10 protein-coding genes are annotated in these 14,192 nt (G+C 63.9%); 7 read left to right on the top strand and 3 right to left on the bottom strand.

The features are described 5' to 3' along the window. Positions 1-624 (bottom strand): PadR family transcriptional regulator, encoded by a 624-nt coding sequence (locus tag ACFT1A_RS24190; RefSeq protein WP_378449071.1) that lies wholly within the window; start codon positions 622-624, stop codon positions 1-3. A 125-nt stretch (positions 625-749) separates the two neighbouring features. Between ACFT1A_RS24190 and ACFT1A_RS24185 the strand changes: the two genes are divergently transcribed. Both ACFT1A_RS24185 and ACFT1A_RS24180 read left to right on the top strand, forming a co-directional pair. Next, on the top strand, positions 750-1,439 hold the full coding sequence (locus ACFT1A_RS24185; RefSeq protein ID WP_378449070.1) for a GNAT family N-acetyltransferase: 690 nt from the start codon (positions 750-752) through the stop codon (positions 1,437-1,439). A 23-nt stretch (positions 1,440-1,462) separates the two neighbouring features. Next, the gene (locus tag ACFT1A_RS24180) at positions 1,463-2,497 is read left to right on the top strand and encodes a glutathione S-transferase family protein (protein ID WP_378449069.1); all 1,035 of its coding nucleotides are present in this window, start codon (positions 1,463-1,465) and stop codon (positions 2,495-2,497) included. A gap of 12 nt (positions 2,498-2,509) precedes the next feature. On the opposite strand, the gene ACFT1A_RS24175 is transcribed toward ACFT1A_RS24180, so the two are convergent. Then, a complete protein-coding gene (locus tag ACFT1A_RS24175) occupies positions 2,510-2,920 on the bottom strand; it encodes a VOC family protein (protein WP_378449068.1) in 411 nt (136 codons plus the stop codon). A gap of 154 nt (positions 2,921-3,074) precedes the next feature. Here ACFT1A_RS24175 and ACFT1A_RS24170 point away from each other — a divergent pair, with 154 nt between their 5' ends. The 5 genes from ACFT1A_RS24170 (at position 3,075) to ACFT1A_RS24150 (ending at position 13,447) form a co-directional block, all read left to right on the top strand. Further along, entirely contained in the window at positions 3,075-3,824 is a 750-nt protein-coding gene (locus ACFT1A_RS24170; protein WP_378449067.1) for a hypothetical protein, read from the top strand. A gap of 68 nt (positions 3,825-3,892) precedes the next feature. Then, a complete protein-coding gene (locus ACFT1A_RS24165) occupies positions 3,893-4,894 on the top strand; it encodes an ABC transporter ATP-binding protein (protein WP_378449104.1) in 1,002 nt (333 codons plus the stop codon). Beyond that, entirely contained in the window at positions 4,891-5,664 is a 774-nt protein-coding gene (locus tag ACFT1A_RS24160; protein ID WP_378449066.1) for an ABC transporter permease, read from the top strand. Before ACFT1A_RS24165 ends, ACFT1A_RS24160 begins: the two co-directional genes overlap by 4 nt. A gap of 36 nt (positions 5,665-5,700) precedes the next feature. After that, positions 5,701-9,510, top strand: coding sequence for an ABC transporter ATP-binding protein (locus tag ACFT1A_RS24155; RefSeq protein ID WP_378449065.1), 3,810 nt, complete (start codon positions 5,701-5,703; stop codon positions 9,508-9,510). Between the two features lie 175 nt (positions 9,511-9,685). Further along, the gene (locus tag ACFT1A_RS24150) at positions 9,686-13,447 is read left to right on the top strand and encodes a multifunctional oxoglutarate decarboxylase/oxoglutarate dehydrogenase thiamine pyrophosphate-binding subunit/dihydrolipoyllysine-residue succinyltransferase subunit (protein ID WP_378449064.1); all 3,762 of its coding nucleotides are present in this window, start codon (positions 9,686-9,688) and stop codon (positions 13,445-13,447) included. A 99-nt stretch (positions 13,448-13,546) separates the two neighbouring features. On the opposite strand, the gene ACFT1A_RS24145 is transcribed toward ACFT1A_RS24150, so the two are convergent. Then, a complete protein-coding gene (locus ACFT1A_RS24145) occupies positions 13,547-14,176 on the bottom strand; it encodes a TetR/AcrR family transcriptional regulator (RefSeq protein ID WP_007736130.1) in 630 nt (209 codons plus the stop codon). Positions 14,177-14,192 lie beyond the last annotated feature (16 nt).

The following is a 14,192-nucleotide window of genomic DNA, read 5'->3' as shown; positions in this document are numbered from 1 at the left end:
TCAGTCCTTAGGTAGTGCGGACGAGCCCGCGGTGCCGGCCAGCCGGTCGAGAAGTTCTTGTGAGAGCCAAGGCATTTCGCCACTCTCGATATCTGTCACCAACGCGCCGATCCACTCTCTTTCGGCGATCGTGAGTGCGTGGGCGTAGTCCGCGCCCACCGTGAAGATTCGTGGTTTTTCCGCGGCCTTCACCGCTTCGTAGTCGACCTCGAATTTCGCAATCGTCTTGTCGAGGTGCGCGAGACGGATCCGAAGCATCTGACACGCAGTTGATGCGGAAAGGTTGTGCATTTCGGCGAGCGCGAGCGGCAACCGCGGATACTCCCGCACCGGAACCGCCAACATCTCACGTAGTTGGTGCTCGAGAGCATCACGGCCTCGGGCGGTGATCTCGTACGTCGTGCGCTCCGGCCGATTGCCCTCACGATCGGTCCCGATCGAAGCCAGCAATTCCTGCTTCTCCAGCCGCGAAACCGTGTGATAGAGCGATCCCGGCTTGATCTTCACCAGCTGATCGCCCCGTCGAACCGAGGCGAGTTGATACATCTCGTACGGGTGCATCGAACGCTCGGACAGCAGGCCCAGAACGGTGATTCCCAAAGGCGTCAGTGACACGTCACCCATGAGTCCCCTCCCTGACAAGCCGCAATTGACTATTTCTTGACTATTCCACGCGAAATAGTCCACATGGAATATACGACCTTCGGCCATCTCGATCAACCCGTTCGAACCGGACTAGCCTGTAGCGAGTGGACGATCATCACCTCGACATCATCCGACTCGCATGGGCGCGCGAACTGGGCCTCGGCGACTCCGCGTTGCGACCGGCACACACAGCCAGGGTGGTCGGCGACGACATCCACGTACTGGACCTGGCCGGCGGTGGCGCGATTGTCGGACCGCAGTGGTTCATCGAGCGCACGGCGGACATCTCCGTCGAAGCGCTTCTACAACCTGCACGCCTACTCGACGTCACCGGCGATCACGGCGGCCGAATCACCGGACCCGTCGACCTCGCTTTCCTCGGCGACTACACCGAGACACCACCAGAGGAACACCTGTTGATCTCCCACGAGATCGACGACGCCCTCGCGGTTGCCGCCCTGTGCCCACCCGACGACAGCACCACCGCTGATCTCGAGAACCGCACGCGGTGGTTCACCGCACTCACCGACGACAACGAGGTACTCGGATGCGCGGCGTACTCCGAATTCCAAGGTTTCGTGGCAGATCTCACGACCCTGACAGCCCCAGCGCACCGCCGGCGCGGAATCGGCTGCGGCGTAACACTTCTGGCTGCGGAGGACGCACTGGATTCGGGGTTGATCCCACAACTACGAACGAGTCGGGGCAGCGCCATCAGCGCAACGCTTCCACGTAAAGCCGAATTCGACGTTCTGGGGGCATACGCTCGAGTACACGTGCACCTGCCCAGTTGACACTCGAACGAGAGGAACCGCAGATGAGTACGGAAGATGGCGCGAGCGAACCGACATTCGTCGAAGAGGGTCGTGAATTCAAACGCGACACCAACTACATCCAGACCCGGATCACCGAGGACGGCCGCGACGGTTACCCCGTCGAACCGGGGCGATACCGGTTGATCGTGGCGCGTGCCTGCCCCTGGGCAAACCGCGCCATCATCGTCCGCCGCCTGCTCGGCCTCGAAGACGTACTGTCGATGGGCATCTGCGGCCCGGTCCACGACAAGCGAAGCTGGACTTTCGATCTCGATCCCGGCGGCGTCGATCCGGTACTGAAGATCCCGCGCCTACAGGACGCGTACTTCGCCCGAGATCCCGACTACCCCAGGGGAATCACGGTGCCCGCCATGGTGGAGATCTCCACGGGCAAGGTGGTCACCAACGACTACCCACAGATCACCCTCGATTTCTCGACGCAGTGGAAGAAGTACCACCGCGAAGGTGCACCGGATCTGTACCCGGAGCCTCTGCGAAACGAGATCGACGAAGTGGCCGAGTACGTGTTCCGCGACGTGAACAACGGCGTCTACCGATGCGGGTTCGCCGGTTCACAGCAGGCGTACGACGAGGCATACGACACGCTGTTCGCCCGGCTCGACTGGCTCACCGAACGTCTTGCGCGGCAACGCTTCCTGGTAGGCGAGAGCATCACCGAAGCTGATGTACGCCTGTTCACGACACTGGCGCGATTCGATCCCGTCTATCACGGCCATTTCAAGTGCAACAGAAGCAAACTCAGCGAGATGCCGGTGCTGTGGGACTACGCACGCGATCTGTTCCAGACCCCAGGATTCGGTGACACCATCGACTTCACGCAGATCAAAGCTCACTACTACATCGTGCATTCCGAGATCAATCCCTCCGGAATCGTGCCCAAGGGACCGGAATTGACGCACTGGCTCGAACCACACGGCCGCGAACAGTTGGGCGGCCGACCGTTCGGGGACGGCACACCGCCTCATCCGCCCATCCCGTCCGAAGTGGTTCCAGCGCAGCACTGGGCCACCAGATAGATCGCGGCGAGGCTACTCCCCTGCGTATGTCCCGAAACTCCAGTACACACCTTCTGGATCACGGCACGTGAAGCCTCGCGAACCGTAGGCTTCGTCGCGCAATCCCTGCGTGATCGTGGCTCCGGCCGCGACAGCGCGTTCGTAGAGTGCATCGGCGGCGTCTGCGTCGTCCACCACGATGTACACCGAACCGATTCCGGGTGGTAGGCCGGCGATCGCCGAATCGGTGCGCGGGGAACCCAGCATGATGCCACCACCGCCGGGCCAGTCGAGTTGGGCGTGGTCGACCACGTCACCCTCCCCGTAGACAGCCTTCTCCACGAAACCGAAGGTGCTCACCAGAAAGTGGATTGCCGAACGGGCGTCGAGGTAGCGCAGTGTCGGCCAGATGGTCGTCGAACGAGGTTCCGAAGTGGCGGTCATAACACTCGAACTCCTGCCTGGGAAAGCTCACGAAGAAAACCGAGTCTCGTACGAGCCTATGGCCCCTGCGATCACCGCCGCTACCGAAAACTTCACCTATTCTCGAGATACGGTCCACCTCGTTTCAGAGGAGGACAACTGTGGAGGGGCAGCAATGAGCAAGTCGACGAACAACGACAGCGGGCGTATCGAGAAGGTCCTCGTTTCCGTTCTCGACAACGGAAGCCGCCTGCAAGCGCCCGCCGTGGCCAAATACGTCAACCATGTCCGTAAGGCGCACCCCGACGAGTCGCCCGCTCAGATCGTCGAGCGGATGGAGAAGATGTTCATTCTCGCCGTGACCGGAAGCGGCAGTGCCGTCGGTGCCACGGCCGCGGTGCCGGGCGTCGGCACGGTCGCGTCCATCGCTGCCGTCGGTGCGGAATCCGCTTTCTTCCTCGAAGCGTCCGCGCTGCTGACGTTGGCGATTGCGTCGGTGCACGGAATCTCCGTGCAGGATCACCAGCAACGACGCGCCCTGGTCCTGGCAGTCGCCCTCGGCGAATCCGGCATGGAGATCGTCCAGAAGGCCACCGGTATCACGGCCAAGAACTGGGGAACCGCGATCACGAGCAAGATTCCCGGACCCACGATGAAGGGAATGAACAGCACCCTCGTGCGGAAGTTCGTGACCAAGTACGCCGCCAGGCGCAGCGCACTGATCCTCGGCAAACTCGTTCCCGCCGGGATCGGAGCCGTCATCGGCGGTGCGGGTAACCGGGCCATCGGCAAGGGCGTCGTCAAGAACGCGCGCGAAGCCTTCGGACCCGCGCCCGCCAGGTGGACCGATCACCTCATCGTGATGCCTGCCGACGATGCCGCCCTCCTCCCTGAAACGAAGACACGCCGGGCCATCCGCAGATAGCTGTCCGGGCCGTAGGCTCGCATCACGTATTCGCCGCCGACCCGGGAGCAGCATTGACGAACACCGCACTGGGATCCTTCTCTGCGCCCATCGAGATTCGTGGGTTGACGAAGACGTTCAAGGCGGCGCACGCGGTCAACGACCTGAGCTTCGACGTACAGGCGGGCTCGATCACCGGCTTTCTCGGCCCGAACGGTTCGGGCAAGACGACCACGTTGCGCATGCTCCTGGGCCTGGTGTCGCCGACCTCGGGATCGGCCACCGTCAACGGAGCACCGATGCGTTCGCTCCCCAACCCGGCGCGGACCGTCGGCGCCGTCCTCGACGTGGGCAGCCTCCATCCGAAACGCACTGCGCTGGCACACCTCGAGATCTACGCGGCCGCGATCGGTATGCCGACTCAACGCGCCGCGCAGGTACTCGGAATGGTCGGTCTGGGTTCGGTCGGAGCCCACAAGACCGGCACATTCTCGCTCGGGATGCGCCAACGCCTGATCCTTGCCACCGCGATGCTCGGTGATCCCGAGATCCTCGTACTCGACGAACCCGCGAACGGACTCGATCCGGAAGGCATGGCGTGGCTACGTCAGTTCCTGCAGACCTTCGCCGGTTCCGGCCGAACAGTTCTGATCTCCAGCCACGCGCTCCGTGAGGTGGAAGCAACCGTCGACAGCGTGGTCATCGTCAGCGCCGGCTCACTCGTCTACCAAGGGACCATGGACGAACTTCGCCGCTCCCAGCGCAGTCGACTGCTCGTCTCCTGCTCCAACCCCGCGCTCCTCGCCACGGCATTGGCCGCTCGCGGAATCATCGACGCCCAGATCACTCAGGACGGACGGCTCGCGGTGGGCGGCACGGACACGTCCGCGCTCCCACCGGTGGCGTCGGCGGCCGGAGTCACGATCTTCGGCGTCGCGACCGAAGGTGCAGATCTCGAGCAGCTGTTCCTGGCGATGACAACGCCGCAATATGCCGTCCCCCAGGTCGGATACCACCGCCCACCCGGCCCGGGTTCGGGACCGGGCTACTACGGCCCTGCCGCATACGGACCTTCCGGAGGACACCGATGACCACGCTCGTGCGCGCGGAGACACTCAAAGTTCTCACCCTGCGCTACTGGTGGGCACTGGCAATCGCACCGGTCGTCGTGGCTGTGCTGATTGCTGCATCCACTCGGACGTTCGTCGAAGTTGTTGCCGATTCCGCCGACACGACTTTCGACGTCAACGTTGTGTCCACCGGCGTCAGCCTGGGTGTCTCGAACACTCTTGTCCTGGTGTTCGCGGCCGTCTTCGGAGCGCTCACGGCCGGTTCCGAATTCGGCTACAAGACTCTCACCACGACGTTTCTCACCGCTCGTGGGCGCGACGGCGTTCTCGGCGCGAAGCTTGCCGTCGTCGCGGTATTCGCCGTCGGCTACGCGCTGGCGGTCGAAGTTGTCAGCATCGGTGCGATGTTGCTCTTCGGCCGGGATTTCAGCTTCACCACCGATCTTTTTGCCATCTGCGCCGCAGGCATTCTGGCGTGTGCGCTGTGGGCACTGCTGGGTGCCGGGGTGGCACTGCTCACCGGATCGTCGATGGCGGGCGCCCTTTCGGTCATTTTGTGGTTCGTCTTCGGTGAATGGATCGTCCGTGCAGTGCTGCTGGCGATGGATCTCGGCGGGATCGGCGCCGCGCTTCCCGTTTCGGCCACGATCGGCACGATCGTCAACGCGGCACCGTCGATCGACGTCGACGCCTTTGCGTCCTGGCCGAGTGGCCCGATGATGCTGGCCGCGTGGGTCGTTCTGTTCTGCGGACTCGGTTGGCTGCGAACCCGGACCCGCGACATCACCTGAAAAAGCTGTCTGGGGCCGGGTCTACCGTGGATCTCGATGAACACGATCAACACGGACAGTCCGGTAGCTGGAGACGTGGATCGAGCTCCGGGCTGGATCCGCCGCTTGACCCATGCATGCTGGTTGCACCGAAGAGTTGCCATCGGCGCGCTTCTCGTCACCGTCATCGCTTCTGCGATCGACATCTCGTTTCCGCTCCTGACCCGCTATGCACTCGACGCTGCCGGCCAGGAGAACCCCGGCAAGGTGATCGGCTTCGTCGCCTTGGCGATCGCGTTGCTCGCGATTGTCCGCTTCGCGTGCCAGTACGGCCGGCGGATGCTGGCCGGCCGACTCTCGCTCGACGTTCAACACGACTTGCGACTTGCCCTCCTCGGCTCGTTGCAACGCCTCGACGGACGGGGACAGGATCAGATCCGCACTGGCCAGGTGGTCTCGCGGTCCATCACCGATCTACAACTCGTCCAGGGTTTGCTCGCCATGGTGCCGATGTCGGCGGGTGCGCTCCTGCAATTCGTGCTCGCGATCGGCATCATGGCATGGCTCTCGCCGCTGCTGACTCTCGTCGCTGTCGCCGTCATCCCCGCCGTAGGACTCGTAGTGTTCCTGATGCGCCCGATGCTGTTCGCCGCAACGTGGTCCGCACAGCAGCGGGCAGCCGACCTCGCCCAACACGTCGAGGAAACTGTCACGGGCGTTCGCGTCGTCAAGGGATTCGGGCAGGAACAACGAGCCGTCGACCAGCTCGAAAAGCACAGTCGCACGCTCTACTCGGAGCGGCTTCGCGCCGCGTGGTTGAACGCAAGATTCGCCCCGACCATGGCCGCATTGCCCCAGCTCGGGCAGGTGGGTGTGATCGCCCTCGGTGGGTATCTCGCGCTACACGACAAGATCACTGTGGGAACGTTTCTCGCCTTCGCCACCTACATCGTGACGATGACCGGAGTCACCCGAACCCTGTCGTCGGTGATCGTCATGGCGCAGCTGGCGCGCGCCGCTGTCGAGCGTGTCTACGACGTCATCAACGCGCAGCCAGACATCGCCGATCCTGACCATCCGGTGGACCTGCCCGACGGTCCGCTCGGAGTCACCTTCGAAGACGTCGCTTTCGGGTTCGACACCGAACGCGACGTCCTGACCGGGCTGAACCTTCGCATAGAACCAGGCGAGACCGTCGCCGTCGTAGGGCCGGCTGCGTCGGGGAAGACCGCGTTGTCTTTGCTTCTCCCCCGGTTCTACGCGCCAACATCGGGTCAGGTCAGCGTCGATACCGCCGGCGAGACGTTCCCCATCGCCGAACTACGTAACGAGCAGCTTCGTGCCGCCGTCAGCCTGGTCTTCGACGAGCCTTTCCTGTTCTCCGACACCATTGCCGCCAACATCGCACTGGGCCGCGAGGACGCCTCCGGCGAGGACATCCGTGCCGCCGCGGCTTTGGCACAGGCAGACGCCTTCATCGACGCACTCCCGGACGGATACGACACCGTCGTCGGCGAGCGCGGCCTGACGCTCTCGGGCGGACAGCGTCAGCGCATCGCGCTTGCCAGAGCCCTGCTGGTCGACCCGAGGATCCTGGTCCTCGACGACGCGACCTCCGCGGTGGACGCGGCAACCGAAGCAGCGATCTTCGACGCGTTCCGAGCCAGACGGCGGCAGACCACCCTGATCCTCGCCCACCGGCGATCCACCCTGACGCTGGCGGACCGAGTCGCGGTACTCGACGGCGGACGGATCATCGACTCCGGAACCGTGGACGAACTGGAAGCACGATGTCCGCTCTTTCGGGCCCTGTTCTCCTCCGCACCGGAACTACCAGCCGAACTCGACGAGGCCGACCCCGATGCCTTCGGTCAGGACCACCGCGAGCCGACAACCGCGCAGTTGTGGCCGCAGGCACCTGAATCCGAAGCCGACAACACAACGAATGCCTCGCAGGGTGCAGGCGGTCCGATGGCCGGAGCACTCAGCGGAATCGCTGTGACGCCGTCCTTACGGGCGGCAGTCGATGCTCTTCCACCCGCTCGCGAAGATCCCGGAGTCGCACCCGAAAGTCTGCGCGAATCGAATCCGCACTTCTCACTCCGACAGATCCTGAGGCCGGTTCGCTGGGTTCTGCTGGCAGTAGTCGCATGTCTTGCCCTGGACTCCGCCGCAGCGATCGCCTTCCCCTCCCTCGTCAGATATGCGATCGACCACGGGGTCGTGACCGCGGACAGCAACACGCTCTGGATCGCGACGGCTTTCGGCGCGCTCCTGGTCGCCGCAGACTGGGTTGTCGTCGCGGTCATGACGGTGCTCACCGCCAGGGCAGGCGAACGCGTGTTGTTCGGACTCCGCGTCCGCAGCTACGCACACCTGCAGCGGCTGGGCCTCGACTACTACGAACGAGAACTGTCCGGGCGCATCATGACGCGCATGACCACCGACGTCGACGCGCTCTCGTCGTTCATCCAGACCGGCATGTCGACGGCGATCGTGAGCGTCCTGACAGTCGGCGGAATTTCGATCGCGCTCCTGGCGACCGACGTGACGCTCGGCCTGGTGGCGCTGGCCGTCATCCCACCGCTCGTGGTCGCAACCATGATCTTCCGCAAGATCTCCTCGGTGGCCTACAGCCAGTCCCGCGAGCGGATCTCGCTCGTCAACGCCGACTTTCAGGAGAACATCGCCGGCCTGCGAGCGGCGCAGGCATACCGCCGCGAGGAAGGTGCGGCGCGCCGGTTCGCAGAACGCTCCGAGAGCTACCGCCGATCGCGGATGCGGTCGCAGCGAGCCATCTCGATCTACTTCCCGTTCATCTCGTTCCTGTCCGACCTCGCGTTGGCCGCGGTCGTGTTCGTCGGCGCGCACCAGATCGCCAACGGGTCGACGTCTCCCGGCGTACTGATCGCGTTCGTGCTCTACCTCGGTCTGCTGTTCGGACCAATTCAGCAACTCTCACAAGTGTTCGACGGTTACCAACAGGCAAACGTCGGATTGCAGCGGATCGGCGACCTGCTGCGCACTCGAAGTTCGATCGAGACTGCCGACAGCGAGGATCTGATCGCGATTTCCGGAAGGCTCGACGGCGCCGTCCATCTCGACGGAGTCGGGTTCCGGTACTCGGGCGCGGACGTCGACGCGCTCTCCGACTTCGATCTGCAGATTCCGCCGGGCACGACGGTCGCTCTCGTCGGCCGAACCGGCGCCGGTAAGTCGACGGTGGTGAAGTTGCTCGCCCGCTTCTACGACCCGACGTCCGGATCCGTCGACGTGGACGGAACCGACATCCGGAAATTCCATCTCTCGCAGTACCGACGTCGCCTCGGCGTAGTACCGCAAGAAGCGCATCTGTTCACCGGAACGGTCGCCGACAACATCGCGTACGGCAGGCCTTCGGCTTCGCATGCGGAGATCGAGGAAGCGGCGCGCTCTGTCGGCGCCCTGAATTCGATAGCCGACATGCGTGGAGGCATGAATCATCCCGTCGGAGAGCGTGGCCAGGGGCTCTCGGCGGGCCAGCGTCAACTGATCGCATTGGCCCGTGCCGAACTGGTCGACCCGGACCTTCTGCTCCTCGACGAGGCGACCGCGACGCTCGATCCCGCGACCGAACGAATGGTGCTCGAAGCAAGTCGGTCGGTCACCCGGAAACGGACGTCGGTCGTCGTAGCTCACCGCCTCGCCACCGCTGCCCGAGCGGACCTCGTTGTCGTAGTTGACCGGGGACGTATCGTTGAATACGGCCCGCACGATGTTCTGCGGTATGCCGGTGGTCACTACTCGGGACTCTGGGATGCATCGCAGGCGCGTGAGGGGAATAATCTGACGTCGAGAACTGTCATCGAAGGCAACCCCGTCGCGTGACAGTCGGCTCGGATTTGTACCGCCGAGAGGGAGTGCGCGATCGCGAGATCACGGACTTCCGTGAGACAGCTCACAAATTGTGTGCCGCACAATTGCTCGTCACACGCTCGGGCTAATCTCATGTATATAGGCGCTCTGATCGGGTACCGAAATAGAAACGAGGCGAACACCTGCCGTGAGCAGCAGTTCTACATCCCAATTCGGACAGAACCAGTGGCTGGTTGACGAGATGTACCAACGCTTCCAGGACGACCCGTCGTCCGTGGATCCCAGTTGGCACGAATTCTTGACCGATTACTCGCCGGACTCGGCGAACACGGGAGGTGGAAACGGGACTGCCTCGAACGGCAACGCGGCTGCACCCGCCGCTGTTGTAGCTCCACCTGCTGCCCCCAAGGCCACGCCTCCCGCCCCCAAGACCGCACCTGCTGCGCCGCCTGCCAAGGCCGCCGCACCGGCCCCCGCGAAGACGGCAGCGCCCGCCGCCAAGGCCGCCCCTTCCAAGCCCGCAGCAGCCAAGCCCGCGGCCGCTCCTGCGAAGCCCGCCCCGGCCGGCGGAGCCGAGGAAACCAAGGTTCTCCGCGGCGCCGCAGCCGCAGTCGTCAAGAACATGTCGCTCTCGCTCGAGATCCCGACAGCAACCAGCGTGCGTGCCATCCCCGCGAAGCTGATGTTCGACAATCGCATCGTCATCAACAACCACCTCGCGCGTACTCGTGGCGGCAAGATCTCGTTCACCCACCTCCTGGGTTACGCGATCATCCAGGCAGTCAACGCGTTCCCCAACATGAACCGGCACTTCGCCGAAATCGACGGCAAGCCGAACGCGGTCACCCCCGAGCACACCAATCTCGGACTCGCGATCGACCTTCCCGGCAAGGACGGCAACCGCTCACTGGTAGTTGCCGCCATCCGGAACACCGAGTCGATGAACTTCGTCCAGTTCCACGCGGCATACGAGGACATCGTCCGCCGTGCCCGCGAAGGCAAGCTCACCGGCGAAGACTTCACCGGCGTCACCATCTCGCTGACCAACCCGGGCGGCATCGGCACGGTTCACTCCGTTCCCCGCCTTATGAAGGGCCAGGGCGCCATCATCGGCGCCGGCGCGATGGAATACCCCGCCGAGTTCCAGGGCGCCAGCGACGAGAAGCTGGCCGAGATGGGCGTCGGCAAGCTGATGACCCTCACCTCGACCTACGATCACCGCATCATCCAGGGTGCCGAGTCGGGCGATTTCCTGCGCACGATCCACAACCTGCTGATCAGCGACGAGTTCTACGACGAGATCTTCCACGCGCTCGGCAACCCGTACGAGCCGGTGCGCTGGCGCAAGGACGTGCCGCAAGGCGCAGTCGACAAGAACACCCGTGTTCTCGAACTGATCGCCGCATACCGTGACCGCGGCCACCTCATGGCCGACACGGACCCGTTGCAGTTCGTCAAGGACAAGTTCCACAGCCACCCCGACCTCGACGTCATCAGCCACGGCCTGACGCTGTGGGATCTGGACCGCGAGTTCAAGGTCGGCGGCTTCCACGGCCAAGAGAAGATGAAGCTGCGCGACGTGTTGAGCGTGCTGCGCGACGCGTACTGCCGCCACGTCGGTGTCGAGTACACGCACATCCTCGAGACGGATCAGCGTCAGTGGATCCAGGACCGTGTCGAGGGTCATCACGCCAAGCCTTCGGTCGCTCAGCAGAAGTACATCCTGAGCAAGCTCAACGCGGCCGAGGCCTTCGAGACGTTCTTGCAGACCAAGTACGTCGGCCAGAAGCGCTTCTCGCTCGAGGGCGCCGAAGCCGTCATCCCGATGATGGACGCCGTGATCGACCAGGCCGCCGAGCACCAGCTCGACGAGGTCGTCATCGGTATGCCGCACCGCGGCCGACTCAACGTGCTGGCCAACATCGTCGGCAAGCCGTACTCCAAGATCTTCACGGAGTTCGAGGGCAACATGAACCCGGCAGCCGCTCACGGCTCCGGTGACGTGAAGTACCACTTGGGTGCCAGCGGAACGTACATCCAGATGTTCGGTGACAACGACATCGCTGTCTCACTGACCGCAAACCCGTCGCACCTCGAGGCCGTCGACCCGGTTCTCGAAGGCCTGGTTCGCGCCAAGCAGGACATCCTCGACAAGGGCGAAGAAGGCTTCACCGTCCTGCCGCTCATGCTGCACGGCGACGCTGCATTCGCCGGTCAGGGTGTTGTCGCCGAGACGCTGAACCTCTCGCTGCTGCGCGGTTACCGCACCGGCGGCACCGTGCACATCGTCGTGAACAACCAGGTCGGCTTCACCACCGCACCGGAACATTCACGTTCGTCCGAGTACTGCACCGACGTCGCGAAGATGATCGCCGCACCGGTCTTCCACGTCAACGGCGACGACCCCGAGGCTTGCGTCTGGGTTGCTCAGCTGGCCGTCGACTTCCGTGAGAAGTTCGGCAAGGACGTTGTCATCGACCTCATCTGCTACCGCCGCCGCGGTCACAACGAGGGCGACGACCCGTCGATGACTCAGCCGGCCATGTACGACGTCATCGACACCAAGCGCAGCGTTCGTAAGAGCTACACCGAGTCCCTCATCGGTCGTGGTGACATCTCGCTCAAGGAAGCCGAAGACGCACTTCGCGACTACCAGGGCCAGCTCGAACGGGTCTTCAACGAGGTCCGTGAACTCGAGAAGTTCCAGCCCGAACCGTCCGAGTCGGTCGAACTCGACCAGACTCCGCCGGCCCGCCTCACGACGGCTGTCGCTCCCGAGGTTCTCGAGCGCATCGGCGACGCGTTCGTCAACGTCCCCGAGGGCTTCACCGTGCACCCGCGCGTCAAGCCGGTTGCCGAGAAGCGTCGCGAGATGGCTCGTGACGGGCATGTCGACTGGGCGTTCGCCGAGTTGCTCGCGTTCGGCTCGTTGGCCGAGCAGGGTGCTTTGATCCGCCTCGCGGGTCAGGACTCCAAGCGAGGAACGTTCACGCAGCGCCACTCGGTTCTCATCGACCGCAAGACCGGCAACGAGTACAGCCCGATCGCCAAGATCGCGGCAGACGCCGAAAACGGCGGCAAGTTCATGGTCTACGACTCCGCACTCACCGAGTACGCAGGCCTGGGCTTCGAGTACGGCTACTCGGTCGGCAACCCCGACGCCCTCGTCCTGTGGGAAGCGCAGTTCGGTGACTTCGTCAACGGCGCGCAGACCATCATCGACGAGTTCATCTCTTCGGGCGAGGCCAAGTGGGGTCAGCTCTCGGACGTCGTGCTGCTCCTGCCGCACGGTCACGAGGGTCAGGGTCCGGACCACACCTCCGGCCGTATCGAGCGTTTCCTTCAGCTGTGCGCCGAAGGCTCGATGACCGTCGCGGTTCCGTCGACTCCGGCCAGCTACTTCCACCTGCTGCGTCGCCATCACCTCGACGGCATCCGCCGTCCGTTGGTGGTCTTCACGCCCAAGTCGATGCTGCGCAACAAGGCTGCAGTCAGCAACGTCGAGGACTTCACGACGGGCAAGTTCCGTTCGGTCTTCGAGGAGCCTGCATTCGAGAGCGGCGAAAGCGCCCGCGAATCGGTCAAGCGGGTTCTGCTGGTCAGCGGCAAGCTGTACTGGGAACTCCTGGCGAAGAAGCACAAGGACGAGCGCGACGACATCGCCATCGTGCGCATGGAGCAGCTGTACCCCGTGCCGAAGCGTCGCCTCAAGGAGACCCTGGACCGTTACCCGAATGCGGATCAGTTCCGTTGGGTCCAGGAAGAGCCCGCGAACCAGGGTGCGTGGCCGTTCCTCGGACTGGCACTGCCGGATCTTCTGCCGGAGACCTTGACCGGTATCAAGCGCATCTCGCGTCGTCCGATGTCCGCTCCCTCCTCGGGATCGAGCAAGGTCCACGCGGTGGAGCAGCAGGAGATCTTGGACGAGGCGTTCCTGCCGACCAACTGACCAGTGGCGTTCCTGCCGACCAACTGAACAGTGGCAAGCCCTAGAGGCCGGGCCCCACATTCCGCAAGGAGTGTGGGGCCCGGCCTTTTTGCAGACATGTCAATTCGATTGCAGCAGACCCAGATCCGGTCCGGCATCGAAGCCGACGGCAGCCAGTGCCAACGCGGGCAACGACTGAACCGTCAGGTCGATCAGTTCCTCGCGGGTGATGGCGGGCGCGCGGAGCCAACTGATGGTGGCTTCCTCGACAAACGCGATCCAACCGCGAACGGCCAACTCCACCTGAGGCGTTCGCGTCAGGCCGATCTTCGGGAGCTGATCGAGGGTCCTCTTCGCCATGATGTCGCGGGTCTGCTCGAACACCTCACGCATCTGCGGATCCCCGCTGGCGGTCCCGCGGAGCAGTGAGACGTAGGTATTGCGGTTCTCGGTCACGTAGTCGACATACGACGCCAGCACCGAGCGGAGGGTGAGCATCGGATCGTCCGATTCGCTCGGCTCGGTGCGCTGAAGCATCTGCTCACTGCTGTGTCGGACGATGGCCAGATGGAACTCGCTTTTCGACGCGAAGTAGTGGAACAGAAGCCCACGAGATACTCCCGCCTGATCGGCGATGTCCTCGACGGAAATCTGTTCGAGCGGCCGTTCGGCCAGCATGCGTGCGCCGAGGTCGATCAGTTGAGCTCGGCGTTGCGCAGGGTCGAGTCGCGTTCGCTTTACTGCGTCCATGCCCAATAGACTACTG

It is taken from the genome of Rhodococcus sp. NPDC057135 (assembly GCF_042670865.1).
Classification (GTDB): Bacteria; Actinomycetota; Actinomycetes; order Mycobacteriales; family Mycobacteriaceae; genus Rhodococcus_F.
This window is presented reverse-complemented; position numbering and strand designations above follow the sequence as displayed.